This is a genomic window from Peribacillus sp. NPDC101480 (assembly GCF_050277335.1).
Taxonomy (GTDB): Bacteria; Bacillota; Bacilli; order Bacillales; family DSM-1321; genus Peribacillus.
On sequence record NZ_JBNNSB010000002.1, the window covers coordinates 46,720 to 63,926 of the forward strand.

A 17,207-nucleotide genomic window follows, 5' to 3' on the forward strand; every position below is an offset into this window, starting at 1 on the left:
TTAAATACGAAAAAAGCTTAAGAGTATTGGGCTCTTAAGCTTTTTAAGCATCAATCGATATATCTTCTTGCTCCGGCATATTCCTCCCCGTATCCCGATGTTTTTATTTCATCTATCCTTACATGTGTTGAGCTGTTAGGCGAATGGATCATTTTGCCGTCACCAATATACATACCGACATGATGGACCCTCCCTTTCCCTTTATCATAGGCAAAAAATAGTAAGTCACCTGGTTGAAGATTTTCTTGTTCTACCTTTTTGCCATGTTGCGACTGAACGGAAGAGTCCCTTGGGATCGTTATTCCATTAGCATGGTACATTGTATAGGTAAATCCCGAACAGTCAAATCCAAAACCGGACATTCCAGCCCATAGGTAAGGAAGCCCTAAAAATCCTTTTCCTGATTCAACGATGTCATTTCCGGTTGGAGCAGCTATTTGTTTGTCATTTTGATAGACTGATACGTCCTGCTTTTCTATCCATTTTGCTCCATTACTCGGTGTCATCACCTTCACTTTATCTTTTTTCACCTGCAATAACGGGAGGCGGGTATCGAAGCTGACCTCCATGAATTTGGACCGAAGTTTCGAATCCGAATAAAGCCAAGTCTTTGGGGCATTTACAAGGGCATATCCTCGTTTAAATTGCTTCTCAAAAGAATTTCCGTCTTTTAATTGTGCCTTTGGCATCCATCCTGGATAACCAATATCATTGCGGGGCGTTGGTTGATTGGCAACGGCTACTTTCACCCATTCACCCCGTTCTTCTAAAATCGTCACTTTAGAACCGTATAATGCTTGTGTTTCCAGGTTACCAACAAGCCACAGCTTGTCTTCATATTTCATCGAGCCGATCCATGCATTCATATCAACGGGATTCGATGCAGAAGGAGCATCGATTTCCCTTGGTAATCCCGGCTCAGTCCAAAGAGTGGCCACGCTTACATCAACATAGGCAATTCTCTCCTTCTCTCTTGAACTAGCTTCATTAGGACTGAATACTAAAATACCAATAGCAAATAAAGACAGCACAAAAACGGTTAACCTTTTCAAAATAATCACCCTTTCGAATTTGTTTTTATTGAGAAAAAGAGGATTTCCTCTTGACTCCCAGTCCAGGTTTATCGGAAATTAGAAGTTGATCTTTCATAAATTGAATGCCTACATATGGCTCATTCTTAATCCATAATGGGGCATCTAAATCAATCTTCGTTATATTTGGGTGGGCGGTTGCCAGATGAGCCGCGGCCGCTACACTCACGGATGATTCCATCATACTCCCGATCATGCATTCCACCCCGGCTGCTTCTGCCATATCGGCAATTTGGAGTGCACGTCTAATTCCGCCTGTTTTCATTAATTTGATATTAAGGAGATCAACAGCATGTTCATTAAGGAGTTTCATGGCGTCGCGAGGTGAAAACAAACTTTCATCGGCCATGATCGGCACTTGGACAGACCTCTTTATTTCTTTCAACCCTTCGATATCATGGGCTTTGACGGGTTGTTCCACTAAATCAACATTCAGCTTTCTTTCCTCGAGTTCATGAATAATGGAAATCGCTTGTTTTGTTGTCCACCCTTGATTTGCATCAATCCTGATCATAACCTGGTCGCCAACAGCAGCACGAATGCAGGCAACCCGCTCCACATCACTCTCCCAATCTTTCCCCAGTTTTATCTTCATCGTAGAAAACCCGCCATCAATGAGGGACAATGCCGCCTTTGCCATTTCTTCGGGTTCTCCAACGCTGATTGTCATATCATTTTTAAGGACGTTCGATTTACCGCCAAGATATTGATATAAAGGGAGTTGCCATCGTTTGCTGACTGCGTCGTACATAGCGATTTCAACAGCCGCTTTTGCACTTGTGTTACCTACACAGGATCGTTGGATAAGCTGAGACAATGCATTGATATTCTCGATGTCGTGCCCAATTAGATGTGGTGTGATCACTTCTTCAATGACCGTCATGATTCCTTTTGTAGAGTCACCTGTGATGGCAACCGTGGGGGCTGCAGCCCCCAAACCTTCCGTCCCATCCTCCAACTTTACGGAAACCATGATATTTTCAATTTCCATTGCTGTACGTAATGCAGTCTTGAATGGCTTGACAAGCGGCAAGGTTTCCACTGATACTTGTAATCTTTCTATCTTCATATTAACAACCCTTCCTTAAAAGCTTGAGAGTATATATGATGTAAGAATTCCAAAATAGGTGCCCAGAAGACTGCCCAGTACAGCCATCAATATCCCGACCGGTATTAGCGCCCGGTTGAAAGAACCTGCCAATATAGGAGCTGATGCCACACCCCCTATATTGGCCAATGAGGCAACTCCCATTGTAAATAGATCCAATTTAAAGATCTTGGCCAAAATGACCATGATCAATCCATGAAAGAATAGAATCATAAATCCGGATAAAATATATACAGGTGCTTGAAACAGCTGTGAAAAATCGGCATGGGAAGCAATTAAACCAATGACTATGTAAAGCATGACTTTGGAAATTTCCATAGAACCGGCAATACGTCCAACCTTTGTGACAGCCAGAATTAAACCTAAGGTAGAAGCGATGATGATCGTCCAAGTGGTTCCATTCACAGCGGCACCGAGTACCGGCAGTCTCTCCCCAATTTTTGTTGCCCCTGCTGAAACAATTAATGCCAGCGCCAAGAAACCGATCAATTCCACGAATCCAAATTCCCCCTTGGCGGTTTCACCGGCTTCAAGCTCGGAAGTCATTTGATCAATGAAAGATGTATCCGCTTTAGTCCAAATGTTGAATTTTCCAGCAAGAGGCACCAGCCAAAACAAGAACATGACCCAAATGGAATAATTGACTGTATCCATGATCAACGCATAGCCAAAAATATTTTCAGGCATATCGAGTATGCCTTGCAAGATAACCATATTGGCAGATCCCCCTGTCCAGCTTGCGCTCAAAGCCGAGAATGCCTTCCAAGTTCCTTCCGCATAAAAGCCATTCATTAAAACTTAAGTAAGTGTGAACCCTCCAATAATGCTGAATGAAGCTGCAAAAAAAGTTAACAGCATCTTTGGGCCAAGTCTGATTATTTTCCGCATATCGCATTGCAAAAGCATCAGCATCAACATGGCAGGCAGCAGGAGTCCTCGTATGGTGCTATATGCACTTTCGACTGACTCACTATCTGAAAAGACCCCAAATGTTTTCATCAGAGCCGCTCCAATATAAATAAGGACAATCCCAGGAACATACTTGAAGAACTTTCCTCCAATCTTTTTTTCCGCTACGGCAATCACGGCAGTAAATGCCAATAAAAAACAGACAAACATCACACCATCTTGAATCATATTCCATACCTCCTTATATTTAGGGATTTAGGGGATTTCATGATAATAAAATCTATTCAAACCCGCCAATGAAGTCTTCATGGCCCTACATAAAAAAATCCAGCTGCCAAAGAGCGCCTACACACTCTTTAACAGCTGGATTTCAATTGCGATTGACAAAAGAAGCAGCTATAACTTATAAAGTTGCTGATATTTAATGCTGGCATTTCTTAGGGCGACGGTCAGTGCTTTCTGAGATGAACCAAAGTACCGTTGCTCAATTTCTTTCTCCAATTCATCGGGCCTAAGAATGGATTTACCAACTAACATGGAATGAATGAAGCGTGATGTAATCGATATCGTGGTCGAGCATTCCGCATCCACTATTTCATGCGTTTCTCGATCAATGACGAACCCGATAAAAAAGCAGTTGAATTGCTGTGTAATTGGATTATTGGACGCCGCCTTCGATTCGCCGACTATATATACTGTATTCTGCTGAAACATACTTATTGTGCCTCCTGCCATTACAGACATCATAACAGGTATAAATAGGGTGACTATCTATATTATTACAATATGAAATGGTTACATATATTCTAATATATATAGCCAGCATTTGACAATATATTTCGTATATTAAGTCAATTACCGATTCCTGCGCAATAGGGTCATGATTCGACTTCCCCCGCACTTTATTAGGCCGTTCATGGATTAATTCGGCCTTCACAATCATTATTCGGGCTATGGTTCGGGATCCAACAGATCATTTCAGCCCTTCATACGGCTTATATTTCGCATACAACTCTTTTCGGCGATTGCGATCCTCGAAAGTGGTTGCTGCACCACTTTTTCGATTCTCATAAAGCTCGTCCATATCGACTGTACCGGTTATGATCGTATGTTCATTCATTACCGCCTCGGCTACTATTCCATTTGCTGGCCAAGCGCTGTCACAGGGGCTAAGAATACTGGCGCTGCCATACCCGTTCGGCAGGGGTGCCCCTGGTTCTCCAACAGTGGGGCAATGAACAAAATATACCTGATTCTCGATTGCACGCGCATGAGCGCAATGGCGCACTCGCCAAAAACCAGCCTCTGTAAATGTGTATGATGGGCAAAAAATGATGTCGGCCCCATTCACTGATAAAATCCTTGAAATTTCAGGTATCTCCGCTTCATAACATACCGCTATCCCTATCTTAACCGGACCCACGGAATAAACTTCCAAATCATCACCTTCAGAAGTATGCCAATTTGCTTCAGCGGGAAAGATATGAGTTTTTTTATGCTCAACGACTGATCCGTCTTTATCAAAAATGTATGCAATATTGAAGTATTCCTTTTCGCGTCGTTCCAGATGCGTGCCGGCAATGATGACCTGTTTTCTTTTTCTTGAGAGTGACCTGAAAAGATCTTTGTATTGATTGGTATATTCATCAATCCTGGTAAGGGACGAAGCATCCTGTTCTCCAAAGGCCGCTGATAACCCTATGGTTAACAGTTCAGGAAAAATGATATAATCCGAGTTTTCGGGAACTTGGGTAATCAACTCTTCTACTTGTTCCTGAAATTCATTGAAGGCTGACACCTTCTCTACACGAAATTGACAAGCCGTTATTTTAATTTTCACAAAAGCCCTCCCAAATCATGCTTTTATCCGTACTTCGATTAGTCTTGTTTAAAAGAAATCAGGATATCTTATCCAGATCATTCATTTCGGTCTGTTGCATAGAGATATGTTTAGTCAGTGCACTTACAATGAATGTTACTAGTATATTAATCAATAAAGCTATGACGCCTGTACTGATATCATTAATTACATGTGGGGTATCCGGCAGGAATGTAGCAACCTTCACATCTGCAATTGTCGCATATAAAACAAAAAGGACGCCTGCCAATATTCCTGCCATTGCACCATACTTATTGATAATATTTGTTTTTGGCAAGCTGCAAAACAAGGAAGGTGCCAGTTGGGTAATTAAACTGTATGACATGATATTCAAGATGGCCAAAGCCTCGCCGCCCGTTACCGTTACAATTAAAGCAATGATTGAGATACCAATAATAATGATTCTTGAGACAATCAATTGATGTGTTTCAGTTGCAGCGGGAACCAGAACTTTATAAAAGCTATTTGTCAGACCTACCGATGCAGCCATTAGCATGACTGAAGCCGGTACAAGTGCCGTCAATAAACCTGCAGCACCGATAACCCCAATCACCCATGGATCGAATGTTTGGATCGCCAGCCTTAAAAGTGAGAGATCCCCATCAGCTCCTTGCAAACCCGGGATTTCCATGATGGCTGTAAACCCAATGAAAAAAACGAAAAGCAATAACAATGTGTATAACGGTAAAGCAATCGCATTTTTGCGAAGGGTCCTTTCCCCATTAGACGATAAAACGACCATGAATGTTTGTGGCAGCAAATAAAATCCTAGTGCATTCAGCAAAACGGTGGACACAAACCAGGACTGACTCAATCCCTGATCTGCCAAAACCAACATTTCCGGTTTAGCAGCCTGCACGGTCTCGAACATTGGCTGTATGCCTCCGAAATAATGAAATGGAATGTAAATCCCTAAAAAGATAACGACCACCAAAATCATGAAATCTTTCAGTATGGCTGTCCATGCTGAACCATGAATGCCTGAGATCATCACATAGGTAGTTACAACTACAGCACCGATGACACTTGCAGCAACTGGTGAAATTGCTCCGTAAGACGCTTCGGAAACAATGATACCTAATCCTTTGAGCTGTATGACTATGTACGGCACGAGGGCTAAGCTTCCCAACACAGCAACGATCATTCCCATTGACCTGCTTTTATATTTAGCCGCAAAATATTCTGGCTGAGAGATAATGGAATGACGTTTTGAATATCTCCATATTTTAGGAACGAGCCAATATGATAGGACGTAGGCTAAGAATATATAGGCGGGAACATAATAAGCAGCGGCACCTTTCGAGTAAGCCCACCCACTTCCGCCCAGGAATGTAAAAGTTGTATAAATTTCACCTGCTATCAGCAGAAAAATGAAGAATGTACCGAAGCCCCTGCCTCCTACGGCAAATTGCTCCATGTCCATATCCTTTCCTTTTCTTGCTTTTATCCCTAAATAAAGTGCTAGAACCAAGAAGATGGAAATGATGAGTAATGAGATATTCATTCAGAATCACTCCCTTTATTATCAGGATCGAACTTATAGACAATCATTAAGATAATCGATGCCATCACCATCCAAAATGCAACCCAAAATAACAAAAAAGGCATCCCCAATATGTACGGTTCTATTTTATTTGCGTAGGGCAATAAACCTAAAAACCCTATAAACGGAACAAAAAGCAATAGCTTAATAGCATCCAAATTATACCCTCCCCCATTTAGGTTCCTTACACGGATGCATCACCATCAGTCAAGCTGACTTTCATACTGAACTGATGGTTTGAAGCACCCTTTGTTTACTTTCATTACCTGCTTACAACCGACCATATTTTCGTCTTAGGATGACTGGATGGCCAGGACCGTTTCCAGTATTACATTGACGCCTTTTTCACAATCTTCCCAACTAGTAAGTTCCTCTTCACAATGACTTTTACCGTTGATGCTTGGAACGAAAACCATGGCAGTAGGTATATAACTAGCTATAAACTGTGCATCATGTCCTGCACCGCTTACCATTCTTTTATAGGGGAGGTCTAGATAATTGGTCGATTGCTCAAGCAAATTGCAAATGGATTTGTCGAACCAAACGGTATCCCTGTCCCACAATTTTTTCGCTTGGATGTCGCAGCCGTCTTCTGAACCTGTAGTTATAAGGCTTTTAATGACTTCCTCCACCTTTTCGATGACTTTGGAATCCTTATGTCTTGCCTCTAGCGAAAAAACCACTTTATTAGGGATCACCGTATGGATATTGGGAAACACATTCACCCTGCCCATCGTGAAAACCAAATCGTCATCAAGCATGCCTAGCTTCTGACGAGCCTCCATAATCAAGCTATTCGCAGTGAAGAAAGCATCTTTTCTCATATTCATTGGGGTGGTTCCTGCATGATCGGATTCGCCTGTAACTTCTATCTCATAGCACACCATACCAAGGACACATTCAACGACACCGATCGTGAGAGATTCACGTTCAAGAATGGGCCCTTGTTCAATATGCAACTCTAGAAATGCAGTCGCTTCTTTTAAACGAGACTCTATATCCCCTGCATATCCAATGGCATTCAAAGCACTCTTGAAAGTGGTTCCTTCACTATCCGTCTTTTGCAGCATGATGGATTTTTCGAATTTACCTGAAAGAACTCCCGACGACATCATGGAAGGTTCGAATCTGGCTCCCTCTTCGTTCGTAAAATTGACGATCATTACCGGAATTTTAGGTTGGATATTATTTTCGACCAGAGTCCGAACGACTTCCAAGCCAGCAGCTACACCCAAGATACCATCAAACCGACCGCCTTTTTTTACTGTATCCATATGTGATCCCATTACAATAGGAGGTTTATTTTCAAGTCCCGCCAAAGTAGCGTAAATATTCCCCATATCATCAACCTTAATTGTCATACCCAATTCTTTACAGCAAGCGCAAAAGTAATCACGGACTAATCGATCTTCTTCGGAAAGGGATAGCCTTGTGACTCCGTTGTTTTCTGTTCGTCCAAAATCAGCAAATTTCTCAAGCGTTCGACTCAGCCTCTCACCATTAATTAATAATTTTTGCTTTTTCATAGCGTATATCCCCCTTTTTTAATAACTTGCTAAATCCCACTTACGTTCGCTTAAGCCAAAAAAAATGAAAGTGAAGGTCTTGTTGTTTTAGAGTAGTTACGCTAGATTATATTTCTACCAATGTTTCCCTATGATAAAGAATCTCCCCATTCAGAATCGTTGATTCAACTTTCAAATCCTTGATATTTTGGGAATCCACTTTCAATATACTATCATTCAATACTACTAGATCGGCCAGCTTACCTGCCTCCAGGCTGCCTTTGACATCTTCATCGAAACTCGCAAACGCGCCATTCCAAGTGTATAGTTTAATGGCTTCCAATACGCTAATCGATTGAACCGTACCTATTTTCGTACCTGACCTGCTTGTTCTATTAACTGCAACGTGTATGCCTAATAAAGGGTCGTGATCAGTAACAGGAGCATCGGAACCGCCTGCGGCCAAGATTCCATTATCAATAAAATCACGGGCGGCGTACATGTGGTTGACCCTATTACCGTAATGTTCAATATATATATCACCGAATTCATAAGGAAATGGGGGGTTGGGGATTGGGATGATTTCAAGTTCTTTCATCCTCATTTGTAAATCTGGAGAAGATATTCCGGCATGCTCGATCCTATGTCTATGATCTTTTCTTGGCGATTCATTCAAAGCCTTTTCCACGCAATTTAAATACATCTCTATCGCTTTGTCTCCTTGGGCATGGACTGTGATCTGATAGCCTTTTTTATGTGCTTGACCTAATACTTGATAGATTTCCTCTTCTTTATAATAAAGAATTCCGGAATAACCTGGATCACTCGAATAGGGCTTACGGGTAGCAATTGTCGGACCGGTACTGCTGCCATCCGTAAACAATTTAGCTGGTCCGATTTTGAATCTTTCGTCCCCAGTTCCGGTTATGACTCCCGAATCCACCATTTTATTTACAAATTCATGGGAATTATTCAATGAACCGACCATCGCATAGATTCGAACACGAATATCCTTATTTTTTATGGCCTGCTGCATTAAACGGAAACTTTCAGGACCATGGGCACCTGCTTCATGAATGCTTGTTATGCCTGCTGCTATGAAATGCTCAGATGCTATTTTCACTGCTTTCAACAGTTCACTCTCAGAATAACTTGCTCTGTCGGCCATTATCATATTTGCTGTTTCAATGAGTTTGCCTGTAATTCTTCCCTTCCTATCCTTTTCAATGATTCCTCCAGTTGGATTCTCTGAGTTCTCATCTATTCCGGCAATCTCTAACGCCCTGCTATTCACCACACTAATATGGCTGCATGTACGGGTTACAATAATGGGATGGTCCGTTGAAATAGCATCCAATTCCGCTATTGTAGGATAACGTTTTTCTTTCACAGCAGTCTCATTGAAGCCCCAGGCACGAATCCATTCACCTTTAGGGATTGTCGAAGCTTGCTTCTTCAGATCGACTAACAGATCTTCTACCGATTTGATATGTTCAGCTTTACAACTTACTGCCAATTGATTGACACCGTACAATATAAGATGAATATGAGAATCTATAAATCCAGGTAGTAATGACTTTCCCTGCAAATCAATCACATTTGTTTCATCACCGATAAATACCTTGATTTCCTGATTCGTTCCGACTGCCAAGATACGATCACCTTTAATAGCAAGGGCTTCTGCTACTTCATTTTTTTGATTTACGGTTATGACCTCGCCATTTATGAACACAATATCTGCTTTCAAACAACACACCCCTTCCTTATTGGTCATACTCATTACCACTTCATCATCATTTACTGCCTTCCACTTTCACATATCGGAGTATTCTGTTTTTAATAGATTCATTATATCCACACCAGTTAGTGAAATCATTAGACAAATAGTCAAAAATTCCATTGTTTTTTTATACCTTTTATATAATTATGTCTTATTTCCAATGGTTTGCTGGCCCAGTCGCTTAAAGGACAAAAAAAGGATAGATAGCTGCTGATATGCCTATCTATCCCTCCATTTTTCAATTTACAACCCATTCAATCTCCCGATAATGCCAATGGTCAAATACTGTTTGTTAGCATTAAAATCCCATGTCCAGTATCGAAGGCTTAATTCACTTTTTTCCACTCTTTCTATAAACGTTTTTACCCCTATCAATGCTGCCCCGTATCCCACGTTCGAGGCCAATGCAAAGATGGCATTCAGCCCTTCATTAATGGTATCCATATACTCAGGTTCGATTTTTAAGATATCGGACCATGTAATACAGAATCCTTTTTGCTTGGCACATTTAGATATAGAGTGATTCATTGTACGAACGATTTCATCCCTTAAATCTAAAATTCCATTTTTCAGCTCTTCTGCGTCTTTATTCTGATAGTGGTTTGCATGATCAGAAAGCAGTTCCTTGGCCCAATTATAAAATAGTTGGGTATAAATGGCGGAAGTTGCCACGATATCAAAATCATTATAATAATTAGCAAAAACCCTTTCAGAAAGCTGACCTAACCGATTCTCGGTATCCTTTAAATATTGAATAATTCCCTTTGCCGTTTCACCACGATTCAGCATGGAAGATAGGTGGCGATCAAAATCCACTTTATCGAGGCCTGTTACATCAATTGCAACAAGTTGAATTTTCTCACGGGTACGTTCAGGCAAATTCGCCGTACCCTTTTCCATACTTTCCATATCAATATCAAATAGATATATGGAGTTGCACTTAGTTGCCAGATATTCTAAATCCAAATCATCGCAATTGCCTGCACCAACGATAGCCACTTTATCAACGAACGCTTTTTTCGAAAATACGGCATCGAATAAACCTGTAACTTGTAGACGATGCTGTTTCCAACGCAACTTTCTGTATTCATCCCGATTATGATTCATTTTTCTTTGATAGGTTTCCAAGTTGATCTCCCCCTTTGGGTATTAACCATTTAAATATTGTAACAAAGTATCCCGATATTTTGGAGGTAAGGTAATTTAGATTTCGCATAGTAAAATAAGCGGTAAAAATGTTAGAATAATATGGGAATTATTGAGAAATAGCAGAGATAACAGGAGGGTGTTCCTTGAGTAAAACAAAAAAGATTTTACTGGCTTTACTAGGTGTTTTTTTAATCATCTTGTCCGGTGTGATGCTTCTTATGTTTTCATTCACACAAAGTATGAAAGCAGATCCTGATGAGGAAAAGAAAGTCCGGGATCAAGCTGAACGATATTTAGAGAAAACTTTTGATGAAGGAACCGAAATATATGATGTCTTATACGATAATATGGGAAACTGGGGCCATTTTGAATACGCAGCTAAAGTGAAACATGAAAAATATGGGACTCAATTTCTAGTTTTCTTCAATGATGAAACAGGGGAAATGGAGGATACATTCCTATCTGAAAAATGGCAAGATGATGCAGAAAAAGAAATCCGGCCTTATGTTGAAAAAGAACTGGGTGACGTGTTGATATCCAAGGAACTGGGAGATATTACAGAGAATGAGGATTGGGAGGAGATTCAAGAAGAAATAGGCGATTATAATCAATTACTCTTGGTGTTTGATGAGGGTGTCGGGAAAGAATTGAAGATTGATCCGAATATACCGGCCAGCTATAAAGATTATGATGTTTCCCCAACCATACGGATTACCCTTTCACGTAAGAAACAGGACGCAGATGAAGACCGTTTTACCGCAGTCATCAATGCCTTAAAAAACGATAGAGTCCTTAAACATGGAAACATGATTGTAGAATATATCAGTACTAATGGTGTGCCGCTTGAAGATGAGGAATGGAGTGAAAAATTTTAAAACAATCATATAGTTTAACAGTAAGGTAAAGAGCAGCAATCCAGCCTGCCGCTCTTTATCCTGTTTTGTTTAATGGAAAACAAACCCTTCCATATGACTTTTAGCCCTGTCAAATTATCCAATTTTTTGGTCGGAAATATTTTTGATTCTTCTGATCGTCTTTTTTTTCATGTTATTTGCCGCTAGTACACAAACCATACTGAAGATGAATAAACAAAGAAAGAAGATCCATGCTGCACGGTAGCTTTCTGTCAAATCATAGATTACACCCGAAACGATCACACCCAATGAGCCTGCCGCCACAAAAAAAACTTGCACTATGCCAAAGATGGAGCCGAAGTCCTTCTTTCCAAAGATATCATTTGTCATGAAGGGAGGCCCAAGAGTGGATATCACAATGCTAAAGCCAAAGGCGATGGCGAATAAGAATGCGAATGCCTGTGTCTTCGCTAACAATAGCGCTGCCATAGCAATCGTCATGCAGGCGCCTACATAAATGGCGCCGCCTGCCGTACCGTACTTATCCAAAACAGCTCCTAAAATCAATTTCCCAACAGTATTTGCCAAAGATAGTATTCCAAAAATGGTGCCAGCAAATATGGCTGGATGCCCTATATCGATCAAGTATGCCGGGATATGCATTTGCACCCCGCCAGCGACTAATGCAAAACAAACGATTCCAAGTACGAAAATCCAAAACATTGCTGTCTTCTTTGCTTCCCCCATCGTTAAGCCATTCTGTTCAGATTCCACATTAGTTTCGGCCATTTCCATTTTGTCAGAGCCCAATGGAACAAGGCCCATTTCTGCGGGACTTTTCTTTGCAAATAGAAGAACCAAGGGTAATGTTAAGACAATTATCAGTATCCCTGCTAATAGGTAGGCCGTTCTCCAACCATAATTTGAGATTAATTTTGTAATGATCGGACTGAGTACCGCTGCCCCAATTCCCGATCCTGCAAATGCCAAACCCATGGCCTTCCCTTTTTTCTCATAAAACCAATTGGTTAACATGATTGATATGGGAATATTGGAAAAGCCCGCAACACAGATGCCAATTACAAAGCCAATGATACTAAAATATACAGCTGAGTTGGCAAGCGAGTATGACATGAATCCTGCTCCGGCCATTACTACGCAAATTGACATGATCAATTTCATATTCCCTTTAGTGAGTAATTTACCCATGATCGGAGAAGCAACGGCCACTCCAAGGCCAGCAATGGAAAGTGCAATGGAAAAAGTGGTTCTGCTTATTCCTAGATCCTCTGTAACCGGGACCATGAACAAACTGTGCAGGGAATTTATTATCGAGAAACCGGCGAACATGATGAAAAAGCCACACAACACTACATACCATCCATAAAAAATGCCTTTAGAATCTTGTGCCATTTACAGAACCCCCAGTCCACTATTTACAGCAAATTCCCTGCTAATCTCATAAGAACTCATCCTATTTCCATATAAACGGTCTTTTCACGGGTATATTCAAGAATGGTATCCGTTCCAAATCCACTGTTTTTTTGGCCTCCGAATGGGAGTTCAGGCCCCACCCTGCGAAACAAGTTCACCCACACATTACCCGATTCCAGTTTGCGGACCATACGGTGTGCCCGATCCAAATTCGAAGTCCATACTCCAGCTCCTAAACCAAAATCACTGTCATTAGCTATGGTGATGGCTTCCTCTTCCGTATCGAAGGGGATAACGGTCGCTACCGGACCGAAGATTTCTTCTTGACAGATACGGAGAGAATTACTATTGACCTTGATCAATGTTGGCTCAACCCAATAGCCGTCAGCTAATTTGGGTTCATCAGGTAATAGGCTTACACCTCCATGACGGCCACCGATGATGATTTCCCCTCCTTCCTTTTGGCCTAATTCTATATATGAGAGGACTTTTTCATATTGAGCAGCGTTAGCGATCGGTCCCATTGAAATGGCTGGATTCATTGGATCACCCAGTTGAATTTGCTGTTCCATCACTTCTTTCATCCTAATGATCATTTCATCGAATATGGACCTTTGAATTAGAATCCTCGATCCGCCTACACATAGTTGGCCTGCGTTGCCGCTAAATATCCCAAAGTTTGTCACCCCTTGTGCTGCTTTTTCAAGGTTTGCATCCGCAAAGACTATGTTTGGCGATTTCCCGCCAAGTTCCAAAATCATGGGCTTAGGATTTCGTGCGGTCGATTGTGCTATCGCCCTTGCCGTTCCTCCAGAACCGGTCAGACTGATTTTGTTCACATCTGGATGGCTTACTAGAGTATCTCCCACTTCCGCTCCAGTTCCTGATACGACATTGAGGATTCCTGGCGGGAGGATTTCATTAATCAGGTCTCCGTATCGTAATGAAGCGACAGAAGCCAATTCAGATGGTTTGATAATGACAGCATTTCCTGCCGCAATCGCATAAGCCGCTTTAATGGTAAAAGTGAAAAGCGGTGAGTTCCATGGAAGGATTCCTACTACTACCCCTAGAGGTTCCCTCAATGAATAACCTACACTTGAAGGTCCCAATTGGACGGTATCTCCCTTACTTCCAATAGCTGTAGCACCTGCTGCATCATACCAAAGGCTTGCTAAACTGGGAATGAGGCCGTGGCTCGTTTCCCTGATCACCCAACCATTGTCTCTTGATTCCAACTCAGCTAGCTCTTCACCATGCGTTACGACCAAGTCACCTATTTTCCTCAGGTAAGCAGCCCGGTCCATAGCTGGTCTCGAAGACCAATCGGCAAAAGCGCTCCGGGCTGCTTCTACCGCCGCTTCAGCATCTTGGGCCATACTGCAAGGAATGGTTGCCCAAACCCTGCCTGTTGACGGATCGTAGCTCTCAATCCGCTTCCCGGAAGAAGCGGGAACCAGATCGCCATTAATCATATTCTGGTACTCTTTCACTTTATATGAAATTTCCAACCTTCATCTCCACCCTTCGGCTTAGTAAGACATGAATGTAACCCCTTCTGCTTTTCTACCAACCTAATGCCGTAGCGGCCTGTTTGTAATATTGTTCAGTGCTTCCTAAATAATTCTCATAGAACCTTGCACGCTTAACAAAAAGGTGACAATCAATTTCCTCTGTAAACCCGATTCCACCATGAATTTGAATATTGTCTGACGAAATACGTATGAATGCTTTCGTGGCAAATATTCGTGCACAGGATATGGCTTGCACTCGATCTTCTGCACCGCTTTCAAATGCCCAGTTAGCATAATAAGCTAAAGATCTGGCTGTTTCGAGATCCATTTTCATATCGACAATACTATGTTTAATCGCTTGGAATCTCCCTATCGGCTGACCAAACTGTTCACGAATCTTCGCATACTCTGCTGCCATTTCCACCACTTTCTCCATACACCCGACTATTACTGCCGAGAGAGCCGCATTGAAAGAGAGTAATCCTTCTTGGATGGCATCCCACCCTTGATGCATCGATCCAAGTACCTGATCCATTGGAATTTCAACATCATTGAAAGCCAATGCTGCCAATTGTCGGGTTTCGTCAATGTTTTTCTGGCTTTCAAGCGTCAAATTCGTTTCATTTCGATCGACGATAAGTAATGTAATCCCTTCATTTCGGTTACCTTTGCCTGTGCGGACTAACACTATATAATGATCAGCCAACTCAGCATCGGGAACCATTGTTTTCACTCCGCTTAATATCAACCGACCGTTTAGGGATTTTGCCTCCAGGTTGATACCAGAAGGACCGTAACTTCCACCTGGTTCTAACCAAGCTAGCGAGAATGTTTTTGTACCAGCAGAAATTTCTGCTAAATACCTACCTTTTTGTTCTTCAGTACCGAATTTCTCTAATAATGGCACAGCTAGTGCATTGGTTTCTAAGTATAAACCCGGGAATAAAGAACGGCCGGTTTCTTCAAGTACAGGTATTAAATCAAGGTGACCTAAGCCCATTCCCCCGTAATCTTCCGATATATTAATGCTTGTACATCCTAATTCGGCAAGCCCCGAAAATAAGGCCCTTAGAGATCCAGTTTCACCCTCTATGTATGCACGGGCCGTTTTTGTTTGCCCGGCACCATCTAAATATTTCCGGACATATCCGCGGAACATCTCTTGTTCTTGATTTAAAGAAAAATCCACCTTCATTCCCCCTTTTCAACTTAACGTCCCATATCTTTTGGTAGACCTAGAATTCTTTCCCCAATAGTGTTCTTTTGAATTTCGCTCGTTCCACCTCCAATTGTTTGTCCAAAAGAATAAAGATAATTATCCTGCCAATATGACTTGGAGGTGATTGCATCTTCTTTCCACAGAATACCGTTATGTCCTTGTAATGAAATGGATTGGGACAACAGCTCTTTAGTAAGTTCACTTACCATCAATTTATCCATCGAACCTTCTGCACCAGGATGACCATTTTTTAATGTCTTAGTTAAATTACGATAATAGTTCAAAAGTGAACCGCGTGAGCGAGTATATAAATCTACCATTGTATGACGAACAAGCGGATTGTCCATCAATGGCTCTTCATCTTCCTTCAATTCTTTAGCTAACCCTACAAGTTCATTAAATTGTTGCTCCAATGTAAAAACTTGCGCTCCGATTCCCGTTCTTTCATGCATAAGCAATGCAATCGTAACTTTCCAGCCTTCATCTACCTCCCCAACTATTTCAGCATCGTATGCAATCGCATCATTCAGATAGACTTCATTAAAATCATGCTGACCATCCATTTGAATGATGGGCCTTGTTTCCACCCCCGGCTGATTCATATCCAATAGGAAAACCGTTATCCCTTTATGCTTTTTATCAAAACGATTCGTCCGAGCCAGTAAAAAGCATCGATCAGCTAAGTGGCCAAAGCTTGTCCAAACCTTCTGACCATTAATGATCCACCGATCTCCGTCCTTTACGGCGCTTGTTTGAATGGCGGATAAATCGGATCCAGCATTCGGTTCGGAATATCCTTGACACCATACTTCCTCCCCTGTGAGAATTTTTTGGATATATTTTGCTTTTTGTTCGTCCGTTCCAATCTGCATTAGAGTGGGTCCCACCATATGGATGCCTACATAATTCACAAGCGCCGGAGCCTTTACTCTAACCATTTCCTGTTGATAAACTATTTCCTCCATCAACGTCGCTTCTCGTCCGCCGTATTTTTTTGGCCAGGCAATCGCTGCCCAGCCTCCTTCATATAATTTCCTTTGCCAATTCCTGAGGAAAACGGCATACTCTCTTTCATCTTTTGAAACATTACTGGTTCCTTCATGCCAACCTTCAGGTAAATTTCCTTCAAGCCACGCTCTCAATTCAAGACGGAATTCTGCTTCCTTGGTTGTAAACGAAAAATCCATAGATATCTTCCTCCTTTAATGCTTGCAAATTACAC

Annotated in this window: 14 protein-coding genes and 1 pseudogene; 1 reads left to right on the forward strand and 14 read right to left on the reverse strand. The window is 41.7% G+C overall.

Annotated features, from left to right (window positions below; all coding sequences use genetic code 11):
• Positions 1-50: 50 nt before the first annotated feature.
• The 10 genes and pseudogenes from ACQKMF_RS07810 to ACQKMF_RS07855 form a co-directional block, all read right to left on the reverse strand.
• Complete coding sequence (locus tag ACQKMF_RS07810) at positions 51-1,052, reverse strand: C40 family peptidase (RefSeq protein WP_260357610.1); 1,002 nt, start codon at positions 1,050-1,052, stop codon at positions 51-53.
• A gap of 25 nt (positions 1,053-1,077) precedes the next feature.
• Positions 1,078-2,160, reverse strand: coding sequence for a dipeptide epimerase (locus ACQKMF_RS07815; RefSeq protein WP_101222097.1), 1,083 nt, complete (start codon positions 2,158-2,160; stop codon positions 1,078-1,080).
• 15 nt (positions 2,161-2,175) lie between these two features.
• A pseudogene (locus ACQKMF_RS07820) lies at positions 2,176-3,336 on the reverse strand (DUF819 domain-containing protein).
• A 168-nt stretch (positions 3,337-3,504) separates the two neighbouring features.
• Entirely contained in the window at positions 3,505-3,822 is a 318-nt protein-coding gene (locus ACQKMF_RS07825) for a DUF3870 domain-containing protein (protein ID WP_101222095.1), read from the reverse strand.
• Positions 3,823-4,081: 259 nt separating this feature from the next.
• Entirely contained in the window at positions 4,082-4,948 is an 867-nt protein-coding gene (locus ACQKMF_RS07830; RefSeq protein WP_260357609.1) for a nitrilase-related carbon-nitrogen hydrolase, read from the reverse strand.
• Between the two features lie 58 nt (positions 4,949-5,006).
• Positions 5,007-6,491 (reverse strand): sodium:solute symporter family protein, encoded by a 1,485-nt coding sequence (locus ACQKMF_RS07835; protein ID WP_427572481.1) that lies wholly within the window; start codon positions 6,489-6,491, stop codon positions 5,007-5,009.
• Positions 6,488-6,688: a DUF3311 domain-containing protein gene (locus ACQKMF_RS07840; protein WP_095393819.1), complete on the reverse strand. Its 201-nt coding sequence runs from the start codon at positions 6,686-6,688 to the stop codon at positions 6,488-6,490. The genes ACQKMF_RS07835 and ACQKMF_RS07840 overlap by 4 nt, the downstream gene beginning before the upstream one ends.
• Before the next feature lie 135 nt (positions 6,689-6,823).
• Positions 6,824-8,056, reverse strand: coding sequence for a Zn-dependent hydrolase (locus tag ACQKMF_RS07845; protein WP_230176319.1), 1,233 nt, complete (start codon positions 8,054-8,056; stop codon positions 6,824-6,826).
• Positions 8,057-8,162: 106 nt separating this feature from the next.
• Positions 8,163-9,782 (reverse strand): amidohydrolase, encoded by a 1,620-nt coding sequence (locus tag ACQKMF_RS07850; RefSeq protein ID WP_101222091.1) that lies wholly within the window; start codon positions 9,780-9,782, stop codon positions 8,163-8,165.
• Positions 9,783-10,058: 276 nt separating this feature from the next.
• Positions 10,059-10,943, reverse strand: coding sequence for a hypothetical protein (locus ACQKMF_RS07855; RefSeq protein WP_260357607.1), 885 nt, complete (start codon positions 10,941-10,943; stop codon positions 10,059-10,061).
• 164 nt (positions 10,944-11,107) lie between these two features.
• Here ACQKMF_RS07855 and ACQKMF_RS07860 point away from each other — a divergent pair, with 164 nt between their 5' ends.
• Positions 11,108-11,839 (forward strand): hypothetical protein, encoded by a 732-nt coding sequence (locus tag ACQKMF_RS07860; RefSeq protein ID WP_101222089.1) that lies wholly within the window; start codon positions 11,108-11,110, stop codon positions 11,837-11,839.
• Between the two features lie 114 nt (positions 11,840-11,953).
• Here ACQKMF_RS07860 and ACQKMF_RS07865 read toward each other — a convergent pair whose 3' ends face one another.
• Genes ACQKMF_RS07865 through ACQKMF_RS07880 form a run of 4 tightly spaced genes read right to left on the reverse strand, consistent with a single transcriptional unit; the run spans position 11,954 to position 17,172 of the window.
• Positions 11,954-13,231 (reverse strand): MFS transporter, encoded by a 1,278-nt coding sequence (locus ACQKMF_RS07865; protein ID WP_427572484.1) that lies wholly within the window; start codon positions 13,229-13,231, stop codon positions 11,954-11,956.
• Positions 13,232-13,287: 56 nt separating this feature from the next.
• Positions 13,288-14,763 (reverse strand): aldehyde dehydrogenase family protein, encoded by a 1,476-nt coding sequence (locus ACQKMF_RS07870; RefSeq protein ID WP_427572486.1) that lies wholly within the window; start codon positions 14,761-14,763, stop codon positions 13,288-13,290.
• Positions 14,764-14,818: 55 nt separating this feature from the next.
• On the reverse strand, positions 14,819-15,961 hold the full coding sequence (locus ACQKMF_RS07875; RefSeq protein ID WP_427572488.1) for an acyl-CoA dehydrogenase family protein: 1,143 nt from the start codon (positions 15,959-15,961) through the stop codon (positions 14,819-14,821).
• 14 nt (positions 15,962-15,975) lie between these two features.
• Positions 15,976-17,172, reverse strand: a complete 1,197-nt coding sequence (locus ACQKMF_RS07880; protein ID WP_427572490.1) for an acyl-CoA dehydrogenase family protein — start codon at positions 17,170-17,172, stop codon at positions 15,976-15,978.
• Positions 17,173-17,207: the final 35 nt, after the last annotated feature.

Coding starts and splice junctions, on each gene's coding strand:
- ACQKMF_RS07815 (WP_101222097.1), bottom strand. CDS start 2,160: ATGAAGATAGAAAGATTACAAGTATCAGTGGAAACCTTGCCGCTTGTC.
- ACQKMF_RS07825 (WP_101222095.1), bottom strand. CDS start 3,822: ATGTTTCAGCAGAATACAGTATATATAGTCGGCGAATCGAAGGCGGCG.
- ACQKMF_RS07835 (WP_427572481.1), bottom strand. CDS start 6,491: ATGAATATCTCATTACTCATCATTTCCATCTTCTTGGTTCTAGCACTT.
- ACQKMF_RS07845 (WP_230176319.1), bottom strand. CDS start 8,056: ATGAAAAAGCAAAAATTATTAATTAATGGTGAGAGGCTGAGTCGAACG.
- ACQKMF_RS07865 (WP_427572484.1), bottom strand. CDS start 13,231: ATGGCACAAGATTCTAAAGGCATTTTTTATGGATGGTATGTAGTGTTG.
- ACQKMF_RS07875 (WP_427572488.1), bottom strand. CDS start 15,961: ATGAAGGTGGATTTTTCTTTAAATCAAGAACAAGAGATGTTCCGCGGA.
- ACQKMF_RS07880 (WP_427572490.1), bottom strand. CDS start 17,172: ATGGATTTTTCGTTTACAACCAAGGAAGCAGAATTCCGTCTTGAATTG.